Annotated in this window: 15 protein-coding genes and 1 pseudogene; 2 read left to right on the top strand and 14 right to left on the bottom strand. The window is 51.4% G+C overall.

The annotated features are described in order from the left end of the window. Positions 1-307: 307 nt before the first annotated feature. On the bottom strand, positions 308-1,609 hold the full coding sequence (locus PVOR_RS10990; RefSeq protein ID WP_006209237.1) for an NCS2 family permease: 1,302 nt from the start codon (positions 1,607-1,609) through the stop codon (positions 308-310). Positions 1,610-1,779: 170 nt separating this feature from the next. Here PVOR_RS10990 and PVOR_RS10985 point away from each other — a divergent pair, with 170 nt between their 5' ends. Next, positions 1,780-2,481, top strand: coding sequence for an SOS response-associated peptidase (locus PVOR_RS10985; protein ID WP_006209236.1), 702 nt, complete (start codon positions 1,780-1,782; stop codon positions 2,479-2,481). Between the two features lie 231 nt (positions 2,482-2,712). Here PVOR_RS10985 and PVOR_RS10980 read toward each other — a convergent pair whose 3' ends face one another. The 4 genes from PVOR_RS10980 to PVOR_RS10965 form a co-directional block, all read right to left on the bottom strand. Next, positions 2,713-3,000: a stage VI sporulation protein F gene (locus PVOR_RS10980; RefSeq protein WP_006209234.1), complete on the bottom strand. Its 288-nt coding sequence runs from the start codon at positions 2,998-3,000 to the stop codon at positions 2,713-2,715. An 87-nt stretch (positions 3,001-3,087) separates the two neighbouring features. After that, positions 3,088-5,139 (bottom strand): ATP-dependent DNA helicase RecG, encoded by a 2,052-nt coding sequence (recG, locus tag PVOR_RS10975; RefSeq protein WP_006209233.1) that lies wholly within the window; start codon positions 5,137-5,139, stop codon positions 3,088-3,090. A 14-nt stretch (positions 5,140-5,153) separates the two neighbouring features. After that, positions 5,154-6,011: a DegV family protein gene (locus tag PVOR_RS10970; protein ID WP_006209232.1), complete on the bottom strand. Its 858-nt coding sequence runs from the start codon at positions 6,009-6,011 to the stop codon at positions 5,154-5,156. Positions 6,012-6,088: 77 nt separating this feature from the next. Continuing rightward, a complete protein-coding gene (locus PVOR_RS10965; protein WP_006209231.1) occupies positions 6,089-7,867 on the bottom strand; it encodes a DAK2 domain-containing protein in 1,779 nt (592 codons plus the stop codon). Between the two features lie 367 nt (positions 7,868-8,234). On the opposite strand from PVOR_RS10965, the gene rpmB reads away from it, so the two are divergent. Next, positions 8,235-8,423: a 50S ribosomal protein L28 gene (rpmB, locus tag PVOR_RS10960; RefSeq protein ID WP_006209230.1), complete on the top strand. Its 189-nt coding sequence runs from the start codon at positions 8,235-8,237 to the stop codon at positions 8,421-8,423. A 434-nt stretch (positions 8,424-8,857) separates the two neighbouring features. Here the strand turns inward: rpmB and spoVM are convergent, their stop codons facing one another. The 9 genes and pseudogenes from spoVM to def all read right to left on the bottom strand — a co-directional run bounded on the left by spoVM (position 8,858) and on the right by def (position 17,666). Continuing rightward, complete coding sequence (gene spoVM, locus PVOR_RS10955) at positions 8,858-8,938, bottom strand: stage V sporulation protein SpoVM (protein ID WP_034273235.1); 81 nt, start codon at positions 8,936-8,938, stop codon at positions 8,858-8,860. Between the two features lie 159 nt (positions 8,939-9,097). After that, on the bottom strand, positions 9,098-9,757 hold the full coding sequence (gene rpe, locus PVOR_RS10950; protein ID WP_006209229.1) for a ribulose-phosphate 3-epimerase: 660 nt from the start codon (positions 9,755-9,757) through the stop codon (positions 9,098-9,100). A gap of 4 nt (positions 9,758-9,761) precedes the next feature. After that, positions 9,762-10,671, bottom strand: a pseudogene (gene rsgA / locus PVOR_RS10945) (ribosome small subunit-dependent GTPase A). 53 nt (positions 10,672-10,724) lie between these two features. Beyond that, positions 10,725-12,854 carry a Stk1 family PASTA domain-containing Ser/Thr kinase gene (pknB, locus tag PVOR_RS10940; protein ID WP_006209228.1) on the bottom strand — a complete coding sequence of 710 codons (2,130 nt, stop codon included), beginning with the start codon at positions 12,852-12,854 and terminating at the stop codon, positions 10,725-10,727. Beyond that, the gene (locus tag PVOR_RS10935) at positions 12,851-13,627 is read right to left on the bottom strand and encodes a Stp1/IreP family PP2C-type Ser/Thr phosphatase (RefSeq protein WP_006209227.1); all 777 of its coding nucleotides are present in this window, start codon (positions 13,625-13,627) and stop codon (positions 12,851-12,853) included. Before PVOR_RS10935 ends, pknB begins: the two co-directional genes overlap by 4 nt. 6 nt (positions 13,628-13,633) lie before the next feature. Next, complete coding sequence (gene rlmN / locus PVOR_RS10930) at positions 13,634-14,674, bottom strand: 23S rRNA (adenine(2503)-C(2))-methyltransferase RlmN (RefSeq protein ID WP_006209226.1); 1,041 nt, start codon at positions 14,672-14,674, stop codon at positions 13,634-13,636. Positions 14,675-14,854: 180 nt separating this feature from the next. Next, positions 14,855-16,183 (bottom strand): 16S rRNA (cytosine(967)-C(5))-methyltransferase RsmB, encoded by a 1,329-nt coding sequence (gene rsmB, locus PVOR_RS10925; RefSeq protein WP_036637001.1) that lies wholly within the window; start codon positions 16,181-16,183, stop codon positions 14,855-14,857. Between the two features lie 50 nt (positions 16,184-16,233). Continuing rightward, positions 16,234-17,175 carry a methionyl-tRNA formyltransferase gene (fmt, locus tag PVOR_RS10920; RefSeq protein ID WP_006209224.1) on the bottom strand — a complete coding sequence of 314 codons (942 nt, stop codon included), beginning with the start codon at positions 17,173-17,175 and terminating at the stop codon, positions 16,234-16,236. Continuing rightward, positions 17,172-17,666: a peptide deformylase gene (gene def / locus PVOR_RS10915; protein ID WP_006209223.1), complete on the bottom strand. Its 495-nt coding sequence runs from the start codon at positions 17,664-17,666 to the stop codon at positions 17,172-17,174. The genes fmt and def overlap by 4 nt, the downstream gene beginning before the upstream one ends. Between the last annotated feature and the right edge of the window lie 7 nt (positions 17,667-17,673).

Genomic DNA, 17,673 nt, shown 5'->3' with positions numbered 1-17,673 from the left:
TTTGCCGGATCGGGTAAAATAACTTTTACGCGTTCCCCATCCTGCCTTCAACATGACAAATATCCCCTGCGCGGTCTGGCTTGACCTTGCAGGGGATTTTTATACTTCTTACCTCTGGCTTCTTACCTCTGGCTTTTTTTTGCTTCTTATCTCTTAGATCACGGCTTTATGTGTTCATGCTTCTTGCTTCTTGCTTCTTGCTTCTTGCTTCTTGCTTCTTGCGTCTTGCTTCTTGCTTCTGCTCCCTGCTCCATGCTTACTGCTGATTCTACCCTCTTGCTTCATCCTTCCTGCCCTGACTTTCCAATCAATGCGGGACAAATACAAGCTGCAGCACAAACAGCACGGCAAAAATATACATCAGCGGATGAACTGCCTTCCACTTGCCTTTCACGATTTTCATGAGCGGGTAGGAAATAAAACCGAGCGCAATTCCGGTCGCGATGCTGGATGTAAGCGGCATGGTCAAGATGACCAGAAACGCAGGGAACGCTTCGTCAAAATCATTCCACCGGATGTGCTGGACATTGCTCATCATCAGGCACCCTACGACGATGAGTGAAGGCGCCGTAATGGCAGATAGTCCGGCCACCGCTCCAATCAGCGGACTGAAGAAGGCCGCAACCACAAACAATCCGGCAACCACAACCGCTGTCAGGCCTGTACGCCCACCTGCGCCGACCCCTGCAGCGGATTCAATGTACGCGGTTGTCGGGCTTGTGCCAACCATGGATCCCGCTACCGTTGCCACCGAATCAGAGAACATGGCACGCTCGGCTCGGGGCAGCTTGTTATCCTTCATCAGCCCCGCCTGCTCCGCAACACCGACAACCGTACCAGTGGTATCGAACAATGTCACAAGCAGGAACGAGAACACAACGGCGTAAAGCCCGTGCCTGATCACATCCGAGGCTGCCGTAATCGGATTCCATACCAGAATGCCCTCCGGCAGTGTAGGAACAGACATAATGCCACTCGTAAAGGACAGCATACCGGCAAAATAAGCAATAATTCCGGTAATGATCATACCGATAAAGAGGGCACCCTTCACATCCCGGGACAGCAATACAAGTGTAACCGCCAGCCCGACCAAAGCGAGCACCACCGAGGGCTGATGCAAATCGCCAAGGGCTACCAGATTATCCGGATGCGCCGTAATAATGCCGCTCATCCTGAGACCTATAAAAGCAATGAACAGGCCGATTCCGACCGTGATTGCATGCTTGAGATTCGCAGGGATCATCTCGATCAGCCTGCGCCGAAGTGAGGTCATCGACAACAGCAGAAACAGAATACCCGCGATGAAAACGGCGGAGAAAGCTTCAATATACCCAAGTCCGGCATGTCCTTGAACGACAGAGTAGGTGAAATAGGCATTTAATCCCATCCCTGGCGCTACAGCTATCGGGTAACGGGCTACGAGCCCCATCAGCAGTGTACCGATGACAGCGGCTATAATCGTAGCCGTGAAGCTTTGTTCAAATGGCACGCCCGCTTGTGATAATATCAGCGGATTCACAACGGTCACATAAGCCATCGTGAAAAATGTCGTGGTCCCGGCAACAACTTCTGTCTTAACCGAGGTACCGTTAGCTTTTAAATCAAACACAACATATCCTCCATTCATGATGCATGGACCAGCCAAAGAGTCTGGACCTTTTGGTAAGTTGCATGATGTTTGTTATACTCAAAACACAATAGGTGTTTACTCTATATCCTCGATTGGTACGCTATTTTCAGGTAGGCGTAAGCCACATCGATTACAGGAGGCCATAGACTATGTGCGGACGCTTTACACTCACCGTGACGTGGGAAGAGCTTATGACCAGGTATCTTATCGATCCCGAGTCGGTATCTCCCTTTCACATTCCCCGATACAACATTGCTCCAACCCAAATGGTAACGGCCATCATCAATGACGGCAGCACCAACCGAATCGGACAACTGCAATGGGGGCTTGTCCCGTCCTGGGCCAAGGATTCCTCCACAGGCGCCAAAATGATCAACGCACGCAGCGAAACACTGGAGGAGAAGCCTGCTTATAGGATGCCCTTTTATCGGAAAAGATGCCTAATTCCCGCAGACGGTTTTTACGAATGGCAAAAAAACGAGAATGGCAAACAGCCCTTTCGCATCGGCTTGAGAAGCGGTGATTTATTCAGCATGGCAGGTCTGTATGACATCTGGATCACCCCCAGCGGAGAAAAACTGAGCACCTGCACCGTCATCACCACCGAGCCCAACACACTCATGGAGCCCATCCATAACCGGATGCCGGTTATTCTCAGACCCGAGGACGAGGCATTATGGCTGGAACGGACGACAGCTGCAAGTGAGCGTAACCCCTCCAACCTGCAATCTCTCAAAGAGCTTCTGAAGCCTTATCCCGCTCAGGATATGCAAGCCGTACCAGTTAGCACAACGGTCAATTCCGTCAAAAATGATACGGAGGACTGTATCCGCTCCATTACTCGCAGCTAAGTCAGCCTGAACGCAAAAAACCTTTGCCTATCCTCCTGTCTCCTCGCGACATTGCCTGGGCAATGATTCAATCGCCTGTGCCTGGATCCATACAACCCAGTCGTCATTCAGAATTGCTTGCAGAATTATCATTCCTGTTTCAACAACATTTAAGCCCCTGCTCATAAGGAGAAGAGTACTCCAGAGAGGGGCTTCTTCTATGCTTGTAAAACCTTGATGTCATCCAATGGTTTAACGAAACATTCCCCACAGCTTGATCAGATGGAATGTATTGTTCGGGTCAATACGCTGTGCAAGCACGAATTGCACCATTTGCTGCTCCTGCGTTGAACTCAGCTTCTCATTCAGTATGCCGCTGGCGGTTCGGACCAATTGATGCACCTTGGTACTGTTTTGAAGATCGGCTTTGGTCAATCCTTGGGTGAGTCCCTTGATTTTCTCCTTGATTGCCGGGTTTTTCATTTTAAGTTTAATCCGCTCCACCAGCTGCGGACTAATCCCGTACTGCTGATAACCCAATGTTGAAGCACCTCCAGTCATAAATGCTGTCACCTTTTTTGATTATATGACGAAGGTCTGTCCATTGTGCCAACAGATTACACGCCGCTAATCCATGATATCGCCCTGAAAAATCTTCTCCTGCTGCAAAAATTCACGCAAAGGCTCATACTCGGGTGACGTCCAGAAGGCAGTGTCACTGACCAGAGCAGCGGCATCACCTCTGGCTTCTTCCACTACTTTGAAGTCGGCCACCATGTCGGCCAGCCGGAATTCCGGCAGCCCGCTCTGCTTCGTACCGAAAAAGTCGCCAGGGCCGCGCAGCTCCAAATCTCGCCGGGATACCTCAAAGCCGTCCTCGGTTTCGGTCATCACCTGCATGCGCTCCTGTCCTACCTCCGACTTCGGATCGGCCACAAGAACGCAATAGGAAGCATGCTGTCCCCGGCCTACCCGCCCGCGCAGCTGGTGCAGCTGCGACAGGCCGAAGCGGTCCGCATCCATAATGATCATCAGCGTTGCATTCGGCACATCCACCCCAACCTCAACTACCGTTGTAGAGATGAGCAGCTGCACTTCATTGCTGTAGAACTGGCGCATGACTTCATCCTTCTCGGCAGGCGTCATTCGGCCGTGCAGGAGTCCGACAGCATACTTGGGAAAGGCCTGCTGCATCTGAACATGCAGGTCAATCGCGTTCTGAACATCCAGCTTGTCCGACTCCTCAATCAATGGAGCGATCAGGTATGCCTGCCGTCCCTGGTCTACTTCCCGGGAAATAAATCCGAGCACACGCTCCATGAGCTCGTGTTTGACCCAATAAGTTGTGATCGGAATACGCCCTTTCGGCCGCTCCGACAGGGTGGATACATCCATATCCCCAAAAGCGGTAATCGCCAGCGTCCGCGGAATCGGAGTTGCCGTCATCGTCAGCACATCCGGGTTATAACCCTTACGCCGGAGCACGCTCCGCTGATTCACGCCGAAGCGATGCTGTTCGTCCGTCACAACGAGCCCAAGCTCACGGAAGTACACATCATCCTGAATAAGGGCATGTGTGCCCACCACAACGTCTATCAGCCCCATCTGCAGGGAAGCCAGCAAGTCCTTGCGCTTCTTCCCCGTAACGCTGCCTGTCAGCAGACCCACGGTAATTCCAAAGGGTTCAAACAGCTTCTGCAAGGAACGCATATGCTGTTCCGCAAGAATTTCCGTCGGCACCATCAAGGCACCTTGAAAGCCCGAACGCACCGTTGTAAACAGGGCAATGGCAGCTACAATCGTTTTTCCCGAGCCCACATCCCCTTGAAGCAAACGATTCATGCAGTAGGGGGAGCGCATATCGTGCAAAATCTCCAGCTCCACCTTCTTCTGCGCATCGGTAAGTTCAAACGGGAAGCTGCGCACAAACTCCCGAATGGTTGCATTGTCAGCCGTATGTACAACACCGTCCATCCGCCCCCGGTTTAGTGCGCGGAACGCCTGCATCTTCAGCTGGAACAGAAAGAGCTCTTCATACACCATCCGGCGTCGCCCTTCCTGACCTTCCCTGGAATCCACAGGCTGATGAATCGTCAAGATAGCCCCTTTACGGGGCATCAGATCATACTTTCGAAGCAAAAATTGCGGCAGAATCTCGGGAATCATCTCCCCGTACTGCTCCAAAGCCTGTCCCATCGTTTTTCGGATCCAGGATTGCGTAATCTTCCCACCGATGGAGTAGACCGGCTGCAGCGTCCCGCTGCGGAAGGCCCCTTTATCCGGGAACTCCGATTCGGATACCGTAAGCTGCATTCTCCGTTGATCCCACTTGCCCGTCAGCACGATCTCCCGGCCAGCCGTCAGCTGATCCTTGAGAAAATGCCGGTTGAACCAAGTCGCAGTGAACATCCAATTCTCTGCGAGCATTTTGCAGGTTAGACGGGATTTCCCACCATAACGCTGCAATACAGGCACACTGGCGATCTTCGCTTGAATGGTGATTCTGTCTCCGTCTTTCACTTCACTTAAGGACCGGAGCCGGTAATCCTCATACCGGAAGGGGTAATATTCCAATAAATCCTTAACCGTAGAGACGCCAAAGGCGTGAAGCTCCCCTTCTTTCAGGGCGCTCACGCCGTTGATCTGTCTGACGGATATTTGATCGAGTTTGAGACTCATATCATCTACCTCACTTAAGCAGGCCATATATATGCTGCAATGGTTCCCGGTCCAACATGCGTACCGATAACCGGACCGATCTCGGAGAACACCGTTTCCTCAATCGTAAACACAGCGGACAGCTGCTGCAGAAAATCCTCAACCTGAGCAGGGTCAGCTGTATGACCCACAGCCACTTTAATATTTTTTACGCCGGATAAATCCTGTTGAAACAGCTCAATGATTTTGGCGGTTGCTTTCTTGCGTCCGCGCACCTTGTCTACCGGGAAAATGATTCCTTCACCATCAATGGACAGGATAGGTTTAATGTTGAGCAACGTGCCCAGCACTGCCGAAGCTTTACCGATCCGCCCACCCTTCTGCAAATATTCCAGCGTGTCTACCAGGAAGTAGAGACGGCGCTTAGAACGAAGATCTTCCATGGATAAAATAATATCTGAAGCAGCAGCTCCCTCTTGAGCGAGCTTGGCTGCATGAACAACAAATAATCCGAAACCGTAGGAAGCTGATTTGGAATCCCACACGGTAATATCCGCTTCACCTTCCATAAGAGAAGTTGCAAGCAATGCGGACTGATACGTCCCACTCAAGCCCGATGAGATGTGAATCGACACGATGGAGCAGCCTGGATGCTGTTCCAGGATGGACTCATACACGGCTACAAAATCTGCGGGAGATGGCTGGGAGGTCGTTGGAAGCTGTGGCGATTGTACCAGCTTGGTGTAGAACTCGCCTGGCGTAATTTCGACTCCGTCCAAATACGTATCTTCCCCAAACATAAGTCTCAGCGGCACGATATGAATGTTGTGTTGCTTCGCCAGGTCTGCCGGAATATCCGCTGTGCTGTCTGTCACAATAACGGTCTTATTCACCGGAACCCCTCCTAAAAATATACCCTGCATAATGTTGAATCCTCTATACACGTACACATACTTCCCTATTTCTTGAATCAGGACTCCACAGAGAACAGATAAGAATAAATCGGCTGTCCGCCATAGTGTACTTCAACTTCTGCGTTCGGGTAGTGCTCCCCTAGCCAGTCGGTCAGGGCGTTGGTCGATTCCTCGGTTGCATCCGCTCCGGTAAGAAGCGTGACAATCTCGTCGCCGGATTCCAGCATTTTGCCAAGTAAATCCTGCGAGGTTGTAATCAGATCCGCATTGGCTGCAACAATGTTGGAATTGCGAATTCCGATAAACTGGCCTGCCTTGATCTCCAGATCATCAATCGTGGTATCCCGAACCGCATAGGTCACTTGACCGGATTGAACACGGGTGATGGCGTCCAGCATGCTGTCCGTATTCATGTCCGCACTTTCGTCCTCCTGGAATGCGAAAGCTGCCGCCATCCCCTGCGGAATCGTCTTGCTCGGAATAACCGTCACGCTGCGCTCGCCTTCAAGAAGCTCCCGAGCCTGCTGGGCAGCCAGCACGATGTTTGAGTTATTCGGAAGAATGAACACTTGCTGAGCCGAGATCGAAGAAATCGCATTGACAAAATCCTCCGTGCTCGGGTTCATTGTCTGTCCGCCGGAGAGAACGACGTCAACGCCCAAGCTTTTGAAAATATCGGAAATGCCTTCCCCTGACGATACCGCAATGAAACCATAAGGTGCAATTTCGTCCGCAGGAGGAACAGCCGGCGCTTCCGGCGTTACATGCTCTGCCGGGATATCCGCAAACAGCTCTGGCATCGGTGCAATATCCATCCCTGTTGTCAGAAGATCACGATGCTGCTCACGCATATTCAAAATGTGAATCTGAGTGATTTCTCCATACTGAAGCGCCAAATTCAACACTTCGCCCGGAGCTTTGGAATGCACATGCACTTTGATCGTTTCGTCATCGGAAATGACAATGATGGAATCTCCGTTCACTGCAAGCGCTTTCCGGAAATAATCTTCATCGAATTCCGCGCCTGCTCCCTCTCCAAGCTGTCTGTTAATAAAGAATTCCATATCATATAAAAATTCAATGTCCTCTGTGGACAGTCTGGACTGGGCTGAAGCCGGAGCTTGAACCGCAGAGAAGTCAGGGACCGCATGGGAGACCGGTGCTGTATTGCTCTGTTCGGCTTGTCCTTCCGACACAGCATATGATCCGGAGGGGACGTCTTGTCTGAGTGCCTGCAAGAAACCTTCGTAAATGTATACCAGGCCTTGACCGCCCGAATCCACGACACCAACCTGTTTCAGAACAGGGAGCATATCCGGTGTCTGGGAGAGCGTTTCCTTCGCTTTCGCCAGCACCTGCTCCATCAGCTCAACAACATCGTTGCTGCGGCGGGAGAAATAGACTGCATGTTTAGCCGCTTCCTTTGCTACCGTAAGGATGGTGCCTTCTACGGGCTTTACAACCGCTTTGTAAGCAGCTTCCACGCCTGTCTGGAGCGCAGCAGCAAATTGATGGGTATTAAGTTCTGTATATGGTGCTGCATACCGGCTGAAACCGCGGAACAACTGGGATAAAATAACCCCTGAGTTCCCTCTGGCTCCCATTAGAAGCCCCTTGGACAGCACACCGGCACTATGTCCGACGGATTCCGAGTGCTTACTCTTCAGTTCTGCAACGCCTGCAGTCATCGTCAAATTCATGTTTGTCCCCGTGTCGCCATCCGGCACCGGGAAAACATTCAGGGAATTGACGTGTTCTGCATGCTGCTGCAGCTGCTCCGCTCCGGCTAGGACCATCGCGGTAAATTCTGTTCCATTCAAAGAACGCTTACTCAATGAGAATTCCCCTTCCTGGCTTGATACCCATAACACTTCTTTTCGTAAATTTCATTATCTATTTCATAGCTTATAGCTGACGAAATGCCCAAACGGTAAATAATAGACTTGCCATGATTAAATCGATCATAACATCTTGATGGGCTACCCTCTCGTCCTCTACGTCTGCCGGCGTTCCCAAGCATCTTGAGAGCCATGCCGACTAGCCCACAATATATTTCTTCGGAAATATTATGGACTAATCAACATTGTACTATAAGAAGAAAGAGAAATAAATGTTTTTAGGATAGTTGACGGAGCAATTTTTACTGTGATATTATATTTAAGTATTGTTTTATGCAGGGTTAGGTACAAGGAGGTGTAATGAATGGCTCGCAAATGTTATGTAACTGGCAAGAAACCAAGCAGTGGTAACCACGTTTCTCACGCTAACAATCACAACAAGCGTTCTTGGGGTGTCAACGTTCAAAAGGTTCGCATTTTGGTGGATGGCAAGCCAAAACGTGTATACGTCAGCACTCGTGCTTTGAAATCCGGTAAAGTGACTCGCGTATAATCATCTCGTGTTATATGAAGAAAAACTTCTTAATCTCCAGGCACCGTTTGTGGGCTATCCGGGACAAGGAAGTTTTTCTTGCGTTTAGATACATATTCTTCTCCTAAACAAAAAGCACCTTGAGCGGATAGCAGGTGCTTTTTTTATTTAGATATAAGAAAAATGAACGAGCAAAACTCCCGCTTTCTTATATCGCAAGAAAACTTCCGGTCGAACGCGGTCTGTCTTCGATAAGTACGTCGCTAGACACTCTTCTTTTGATATAAGAAAGCGAAGGAGACATCGCGCTTGGCTTACTTATACCGCAAGAGAAACTTCCGCACGAGATGCGGTATCTCCTCCATGCGCGGATCGGAGTGTTCTTGCCTCTTTCCCTAGAACCGGCAAGGCGGTGCCAGTCCCGGGCGGAGGTTTTGTTACGCCGGGACAAGCTGTCAGCTCTTGTGAAACGTATTTAAGATCGCCTTCACAAAACCTCCCAGAAACTTCGGCAGCTTGAACGTATAGAATTTCATGTCTCACCCTCCCCATCATTCTCATGCCTTCCTAGATTATGTTATGCACCAAGCCCATAGATGTGAACACAGACAAAAAAGGCTACATGAGAACCCTGCTCATGTAACCATATTTATGCGGGAAAACCCCGCCCTATGCATCCCTTGCTCACGTTCCGGTCAAGATGTTACGCTGTTTCGAATATTTGCGATGGCTGCTGCGCGATCCGGCTTGCCGAATACCGCGCTTCCCGCCACCAGGACATCAGCTCCTGCTTCCACCACAAGGGGCGCTGTCTCCGCTGTAATGCCTCCATCCACTTCAATATGGATATTGGGGAAGTCAGAGCTTGAAATCCATTCACGGAGCTGTGATATCTTGTTAACGGTCCGCTCGATAAAAGCTTGTCCGCCAAATCCAGGGTTTACAGTCATGACCAGCACCAGATCCAAATCAGGAAGCACCTCCTGCAGCACATGGGCCGGCGTGGCCGGATTGATCGCAACGCCTGCCTTTACGCCATGCTCCTTAATAAGATGGATCACACGATGAAGATGCGGACAGGTCTCGGCATGAACCGTAATCAGGTCAGCTCCTGCCTTTACGAAATCCGCTATATAAAGCTCCGGCTGCTCGATCATCAGATGCACGTCAAGCGTCAGGCTCGTGTGCGGTCTGATCGCTTGGACGATAGGCGGACCCAGCGTAATATTAGGCACGAAGTGACCGTCCATCACGTCCACATGAATCCAATCGGCTCCGCCGGCCTCGGCATCCTTAATTTCTTGTCCCAGCTTGGCAAAATCAGCTGACAGTATGGATGGGGCAATTTTTATCATAGTTTCAGTACCTCCGCTTCTTGTCTTTCATTTCTGCAAAAAACTCCACATAATGCTCGTAGCGGCTGGCTAGAATGATTCCATCCTCTTTGGCTTGAATCACCCGGCAGCCCGGCTCATGCAGATGACTGCAGCCTCTGAATTTGCAGTTGTCGGCATAAAGAGCAAACTCCCTGAAACAGGTCGAAAGCTCCTCGACGCCCAGCTCCAAAAAGTCCAATTGGCTAAAGCCCGGTGTATCGGCAACGTACCCGCCGTTATCAAGCTCGATCAGCTCGACATGACGCGTCGTATGCCGACCCCGGCCAAGACGCAAACTGATTTCACTGGTCTCCAGCGTGAGGCCGGGCATCAGCGCATTAAGCAAAGACGACTTCCCGACACCGGATTGACCGGAGAATACGCTAATATGGCCCGCCAAGCGATCCTTTACCTGTTCGGTGCCTGTACCTTCGACCGAGCTGGTAATCATCACTTACGTAGCCTATTTGCTCGTACTGGCGCTTGACCTGCTCCAGTATATCGTCCGAGGCATCCGCAAGATCCTGCTTCGTCAAACAGATCAACGCTTCAAGACCGGCATGCTCAATATGTACCAGGAACTTGTCCAGCAGGTGCAAGCTCAGGTCCGGTTCTTTAACCGAAAACAACAGCACCGCCAAGTCGACATTAGCGACAGGCGGGCGAATTAATTGGGAAGACCGTGGAAGAATTTCTTCCACGGTCCCTTCCCCATTCTCAGTCAGTGAGTACATAACGTGATCTCCAACGAGCGGAGAGATGCCTTTCTTTTTGAAAATGCCGCGGGCTCTGCATTGAACCGCTGGGTCCTCCCCGGATATAATGTTGCCGTCTTGCAGTGGTTTGACATAGTAATATCCGCTTAGTGCCTTCACGATCAATCCCTCAAGCATATAATAGGCCTCACCTTTCTTGTTGAAATTTTAGTGTTCTCATGACTTGTGTCCTAATCATTATCCTTGTTGCCTCGACCCTTGCCGTTGCCATTATTGCCGGATTCCCAATGATTGGCTGCATCGTCTTCGCCATTGTTACCCTCTTCCCCGTTGCCTTCGTCCGGATTGGTGTCGACCGGCACATCAGGCGGAGCAGGCGGCTCTTCAAAGGTCGGCTGCGGCACGGTTCCGTTCTTGACGTCGCTGTAACTTACGCTGTACGTATCCACCTGGCGGCCATCACGGAATATCATCACCGTGGCATCCTTGTTCGGTGCCAGCAGCAGCTTGACAGGCACCATTTCCGACGTCGTAATGACCTTGTTCACGACTTCCTGGTTTTCTCCCAATGCATCGGTAAAGACCACACGAATCTTGCTTTCTTGGCCCTCCATGCTAGGTGATACCGGCACGCTGTAATTATATTCAAGTGCATCCGATGGATAGCCGGAGCTGACGAACAGCGTGATTTCGGCGCCTGGTGCAACTTGTTGATTGGCCTCATGCGGCCACTGCTCTATTACGATGCCCTTCTTCACTTCAAAGCTGGATCTCTCTTTAATTGGCCCAATCTTAAAACCATTCGACTTCAAAATATTGACGGCGTTCTCCTGCTCTAAACCAACCACGCCCGGCATAGAGACCAAATTTTTGCCCTCGCTTACCGTTAAGGTGATTTCCACCTCATCGGGATTGAATTCTGTTTCAAAATCCGGACTTTGTTTAAAGATCAGACCCTCCGCGACATCATCATTTTTCTGCGAAGATTGTTTAATGGAGATTGGTTTGACTCCCATCTCTTTCAACTCGGCAACGGCCTCATCAAACGTCTTGCCCGAGAGATCCGGCATTTTTTCGAGCGGCTTCTTATCCCCAACCGACAATTGAACCGGAGAACCCTTCTTCAGCATGGTCTCTGCTTCCTTGTTCTGCGCAAAAACAATGCCTTCATCGACATTCGGTTTATATTCCCGGAGGACTTCCTCATCCACCGTCAAACCGCTCGCCTCGAGCTCGCGAATCGCTTCCTCTTCCGTCATGCCTACAACCTGAGGAACCTTAACCTCCGGTACCTCCAGCATGTTGTTCACATACATGACAACACCAGCCATGATACCCAGGAACAGGAGTACCGATCCGATGATAATGGTCGGCTTGACCCATTTTTTCTTCGGTTTACCGGTGGGCTTTTCCTCATATTCCTCATTGTCCGCATCATCGTCCGGGTCATCATGCTGACTGCGCTGCATCGTTTTGAGTGCCGGCATGACCAGGGTTGAATCGGCATCTTCCTCAAACTCCATCTTCGGTTCATTGAGACGCATCGGGTGCAAACACGTCTCTAGGTCGTCCATCATCTCTTCCGCAGACTGGTAGCGCTCCTCCGGATTTTTGCGCATGGATTTCAGAATAATGTTCTCCACGCTTTGAGGGATAAGCGGATTGACCTCTCTCGGCTCATCAAATTCCTCCTGGAGATGCTTCAGAGCAACACTAATCGGGCTCTCGCCCAGAAAAGGAAGACGGGCAGTAAGCATCTGGTATAACACGATACCAAGCGAGTATAAATCCGATTTCTCTCCGGTCACGACGCCCTTGGCGTGCTCCGGTGAGAAATAATGCACAGAGCCCACAACGGAGCCTGTTTGCGTAATCGTTGTCGACGTGACCGCTCTGGCAATCCCAAAGTCGGTTACTTTGACCCTCCCATTGCGGCCAATCAGAATGTTATGCGGTTTGATATCCCTGTGTATGATCTGATTATGATGGGCATGCCCCAGTGCATCACAAATCTGGGTAGCAATCCGCACGGCTTCTTCCACCTGCAGCGGCGCCCGTTCTTTAATGATTTCATTCAAGTTCTGGCCTTCGATATATTCCATGACGATGTAATGCACTTCTTCCTCCTGGCCCACATCATAGATGCTGACCACATTGGAATGCGACAACGAAGCCGCTGATTGTGCCTCGCGCCGGAAACGGCGAATAAATTCCTCGTCGTGCACAAACTGCTGGCGCAGCACTTTGATCGCTACGTTTCGGTTCAGCAAAATATCCTGAGCCTTGTAGACCAGCGCCATGCCACCGCCACCGATGCGTTCAATAATCTTATAACGACCAGCCAATTCATGTCCGATCATGAATCCCACCCCTTTATACGTTGCCCGTCAACCTCTTCATGATGTTCAAACATTGCGACAGTAATGTTGTCCTCACCGCCAGCGAGAAGTGCCAGTTGAAGCAGGCGATCCGCTCTTTCTTCCAGAGGAAGGTCAAGTGAACCCGAAATTTGTCCAATCAGTTCACGGCTGACCCGGTTGCTTAGCCCGTCACTGCAGAGAAGCAGCACTTCGCTTTCTCCTATCGTAACCGGTGTAAGCTCAACCGTCACATCCACATCCGTTCCAAGCGCCCGGCTTAATACATTTTTCCGGGGATGGGTTTCCAGTTGATCTTCCGTAATCTGACCACTTTTATAAAGCTCATTGACCAGTGTGTGATCATCCGTGAGTCGAATCACTTGTCCGGGAATGATTTTGTAGGCCCGACTATCCCCGATATGTCCGATATAACCCTCGGATCCTCGCAGCAGCACCGCTACAATTGTCGTTCCCATATTGTGAAGCCGCTCATCAGACGAGGCTTCCCGATAGATAACTGCGTTAGCATGCAAAATGGCATCCCCCAGCGCAGCCCGAATACTTTCCATGGACATGTCCTGCTCCAGTGAGGACAAATCCTCGGCTACGGTGTCTACCGCAAGCCTGCTGGCGGTGTCACCTGCAAGATGACCTCCCATACCGTCAGCAACCACACCTAAGGTGTAGCCATGCTCCAGTGTGCTAACAAATACCGAATCTTCATTAACAGGACGAACACGTCCCACATGGCTTACATGAACCGTCTTGATCAAATGTTCTCACCTCAACTCCATATGCTTGGCCCGCAGCTGACCGCAAGCGGCAGCGATATCATGGCCTTGTTCACGACGGATGGTCACGTTGACCCCCTTGTCTGCTAACGCACGCTGAAATTTGAAAATGTCGTTTCGCGATGTGCGAACATATTTCCGCTCCGGCACGTGATTAACCGGAATCAGATTGACAAAGCAGTTCATGTCCTTGATGACGTCCGCAAGCTCTTCGGCATGTTCAACCTGATCGTTCACCCCACCGATCAGCGCATACTCAAACGTAATGCGCCGTCCGGTTTTCGCCTGATAATGACGAAGCGATTCAATCACATCATCAAACGGAAAACGACGGTTGACCGGCATCAGCTTCGAGCGCAGTTTATCGTTCGGTGCATGAATGGAGATGGCCAGATTAATCTGGGTATTCTCTTCTGTGAATTTATAAATGTTAGGCACAATGCCACTCGTCGAAACGGTGATGTGGCGCTGGCCGATATTCAGCCCTTTTTCATGGATCATCGTGCGCAGAAACTTCATGGTTGCCTCATAGTTCTCGAACGGCTCGCCTGAACCCATGATCACGATGCTGCTGACACGCTCTCCCGTTTTATCGAGAATCTTCTGCGCCTGAACCACTTGGGCCACGATCTCGCCGGAGGTCAGATTCCGCTTCAAGCCTCCCAAGGTGGATGCACAGAACGTACATCCGATACGGCAGCCCACCTGTGTCGTAACGCAAATGCTGTTACCGTAGTTATGCTTCATAATGACCGTCTCGATGGCATGGTCATCATGCAGGCCGAACAGGAACTTGACCGTTCCGTCCTTGGATTCGAGCTTGGTGATTTCGGACAACGTAACGAAGCTGAACTGCTGCTCCAGCTTGCCGCGGAGCTCCTTGGACAAATTCGTCATTTCCTCGAAGTCATTTACCCGCTTCACGTACAGCCAGTCATAGATCTGGGTTCCGCGAAACGCCGGCTCTCCATTCTCTTGAGCCCATGCTTGTAGTTCTTCCAGTGAATAATCGTATATAAAAGGTTTCATTCTCACCACACCTGTCTAATTTAGAGGATATTCGGAAACATTCTCCTGAAATCCCGCTATTACATTCATATGCATCTCTTTTTTCATTCTTCCTATTCTAACATAAATAAAAGAGACGGTAAAAGAGGAAAACCCGCCGGCACTGGCGGGATACGACTATAGTCATAACAGCAGGACGCCCTAAGAGGACTGTCTGCTGATTCTTGCAATGTAGAAGCCGTCACTATGATAGTGTTGGGGCAGAATCTGAACTCCGCCTCCTCGCAGAAGGGATTTCTCCTCCAGGCGGCTCAGACTCCCAAGACCATCGTCCGCGATGGCAAACTCCGCATGGCCTTCCAGAAAAGCAGATACCACGCCTTCGTTCTCCAGCGGTTCCATGGTACACGTGCTGTATACCAGGATTCCGCCTGGACGAAGCAGGGAAGATACCGACTCCAGCAGCCTTAACTGCAGCGCGGCAATCTCAGCGATGTCCTCCTCTGACTTGCCCCACTTCAAATCGGGCTTGCGCCGGATCACACCAAGCCCCGAGCAGGGAGCATCCAGCAAAATTCGGTCAAAAGACGCAGGCTCGAAGCGATCGGCCAAATCCAGCGCATCCCCAGTCACGGTCATAATGCTGTCCAGTCCCAGGCGGCTTGCCTGGTCCGATATCAGCTTGCCTTTGTGGGTATGAATGTCGTTGGCAATAATGGAGCCTTCATCCTTCATCAGTTCGCCCATGTGGGCGCTTTTGCCGCCAGGAGCCGCACAGCAATCCAGAACCCGCATACCCGGCTCAGGCTGAATGGCTTCAGCGACCAGCATTGAGCTCTCATCCTGGATGGAGATCAGCCCATCCCGGTACCAATCGGTCAGCGCCATATTTCCTGCGCCTTTAACTACAATCCCATAGGGACTGAGGGGCGAAGGTGTCGCATCCAGGCCGTGGCTGCCCATCAGCTTCAACATCTCCTCACGGCTGATCATCGTTGTGTTGACTCTGACGCTGACAGCCGGCGGTTCATTGTTTGCGGCACAGATTGCCTCTGTCGCCTCGGTTCCGTACTGGGCAATCCATCGCTCAACCAGCCACTGCGGATGAGAATGCAGGAGAGAGATCCGCCGGGCAGCAGGCATGTCCTCAGGGATTGTCAGGTCTGCCTTCTGACGCAGAATATTCCGAAGCACCCCGTTCACCATGCCGGAGATCCCTTGATGCCCGCGGCGCTTCGCCAGATTAACAGCCTCACTGACAACCGCATGATCTGGAATCCGATCCAGATATACGACCTGATACAGACTCATTCGAAGCAGCGCTCTTACCCAGGGCTGAAGCTTGGCGACCCCTTTGTTGACATACCTGTCCAAAAAATAATCGAGGGTGTTCAGCCTCGATATTGTGCCGTAGATCAGCTCCGTAGCAAGGCCTGCATCACTCTTGGATAGCGAGGCCTTCTGCAGAGCCGAGTTGAGCAGGAGATTGCTGTACGCTCCCTCCTGCTCCACCTGTGTCAGTACATTCATCGCTAGCTCCCGCGGGGATTCCTGACGTCCCTTCGGGTTACGGTTACCGCTCACGTCAGCACCGTCCCGACCGCCAGGCTTGTCCCGCGCACGAATTGGGCAGCATCCATCGCCTTCTTGCCGCTAGGCTGGACGGTAAGCAAAGTAAGTGAGCCGTCACCGGTCTTCACAACGATGCCCTCTTCGTGAAGTCCAAGGACCGTTCCGGGCTGAGCTTCGCTGGATACCACTTGAGCGCTGCTCGGATTGGCCGCTGCCCATACCTTAAATACTTCCCCGTTCCATAGCGTAAATCCGCCGGAATACGGAACAAGACCACGGATTTGATTATAAATTTCACGGGAGCTGCGGCTCCAATCAATCTTCTCATCATCCCGGGTCAAATTCGGTGCATACGTTGCCTTCGCCTCGTCCTGAGGCTCAGCATCCACCTTGCCCTTCACCAAACGCGGAAGCTCCTGCTGAAGCAGCTTCGCGCCTGCTTGGCTCAGCTTCTCGAACATGGTTCCGGCCGTATCGGTTTCTTCAATGGGAACTTCGGCCTTGGCAATCATGTCGCCCGTATCAAGACCCTCTGCCATATACATGAGCGTAATGCCTGTTACCGCTTCTCCATTGATGATGCTGCGCTGGATTGGTGCTCCTCCCCGGTAAGCGGGGAGCAGCGATCCGTGTACATTCAGACAGCCCAGCGATGGCATGTCCAGCACCGATTTCGGCAGGATTTGACCATAAGCGGCCGTTACGATTAGATCCGGCTTATATTCCGCCAGTTCAGCCACAGCTTCCGGGCTCCGCAGGCGCTGGGGCTGCAGAACCGGGATACCATGGCGAAGCGCGGCTTCCTTCACCGGCGTCGGTGTCAGCACTTTTTTACGCCCTTGCGGACGATCTGGCTGCGTAACCACGGCCGCTATGGAATAACCTTCGACAATCAACATTTCCAGGCTGGGTACTGCAAAGGCCGGGGTGCCCATAAATACGATCTTCATCGGTTCTCCAGCTCTTTTCTTGGCTGTTCCGGAACATATTCGTACACCCGATCAGCGATTTCTGTAAACAGCACCCCGTTCAGATGATCAATTTCATGCTGAAACGCACGTGCAAGCAGCCCCGTACCCGTAACGATGAGTTCATTGCCTTCACGATCAAGCCCTTTAACCGTCACTTTCTCCGCGCGGCGCACATCCCCGTTCCATCCCGGTATGCTAAGACAGCCTTCCGGTCCGAATTGCTCGCCTTCGCTCTCCACAATCTCTGGATTGATCATCTTGATGAGACCGTGCTCGTCGCCAGCATCAATGACGATCAGACGCTTCAATATGCCGACCTGCGGCGCAGCCAGCCCCACGCCATCTGCATCGTACATCGTATCTGCCATGTCATCCAGCAGCTTTTGTACGTTCGGCGTGATTTTGGTAACTTCCTTTGCCTTCTTGTGAAGAACCTCATCCGGTTCTTTAACGATAATTCGAATCGCCATGTATACG

This window comes from Paenibacillus vortex V453 (genome assembly GCF_000193415.1).
In the GTDB taxonomy this organism is placed as follows: Bacteria; Bacillota; Bacilli; order Paenibacillales; family Paenibacillaceae; genus Paenibacillus_AQ; species Paenibacillus_AQ glucanolyticus.
Note: the sequence above shows the minus strand (reverse complement) of the source record. Positions and strands in the feature narration are given on the sequence as shown.

Coding starts and splice junctions, on each gene's coding strand:
- rpe (WP_006209229.1), bottom strand. CDS start 9,757: ATGATAAAAATTGCCCCATCCATACTGTCAGCTGATTTTGCCAAGCTG.
- fmt (WP_006209224.1), bottom strand. CDS start 17,175: ATGAAGATCGTATTTATGGGCACCCCGGCCTTTGCAGTACCCAGCCTG.
- rsmB (WP_036637001.1), bottom strand. CDS start 16,183: ATGAATGTACTGACACAGGTGGAGCAGGAGGGAGCGTACAGCAATCTC.
- PVOR_RS10985 (WP_006209236.1), top strand. CDS start 1,780: ATGTGCGGACGCTTTACACTCACCGTGACGTGGGAAGAGCTTATGACC.
- rpmB (WP_006209230.1), top strand. CDS start 8,235: ATGGCTCGCAAATGTTATGTAACTGGCAAGAAACCAAGCAGTGGTAAC.
- pknB (WP_006209228.1), bottom strand. CDS start 12,854: ATGATCGGACATGAATTGGCTGGTCGTTATAAGATTATTGAACGCATC.
- rlmN (WP_006209226.1), bottom strand. CDS start 14,674: ATGAAACCTTTTATATACGATTATTCACTGGAAGAACTACAAGCATGG.
- spoVM (WP_034273235.1), bottom strand. CDS start 8,938: ATGAAATTCTATACGTTCAAGCTGCCGAAGTTTCTGGGAGGTTTTGTG.
- recG (WP_006209233.1), bottom strand. CDS start 5,139: ATGAGTCTCAAACTCGATCAAATATCCGTCAGACAGATCAACGGCGTG.
- def (WP_006209223.1), bottom strand. CDS start 17,666: ATGGCGATTCGAATTATCGTTAAAGAACCGGATGAGGTTCTTCACAAG.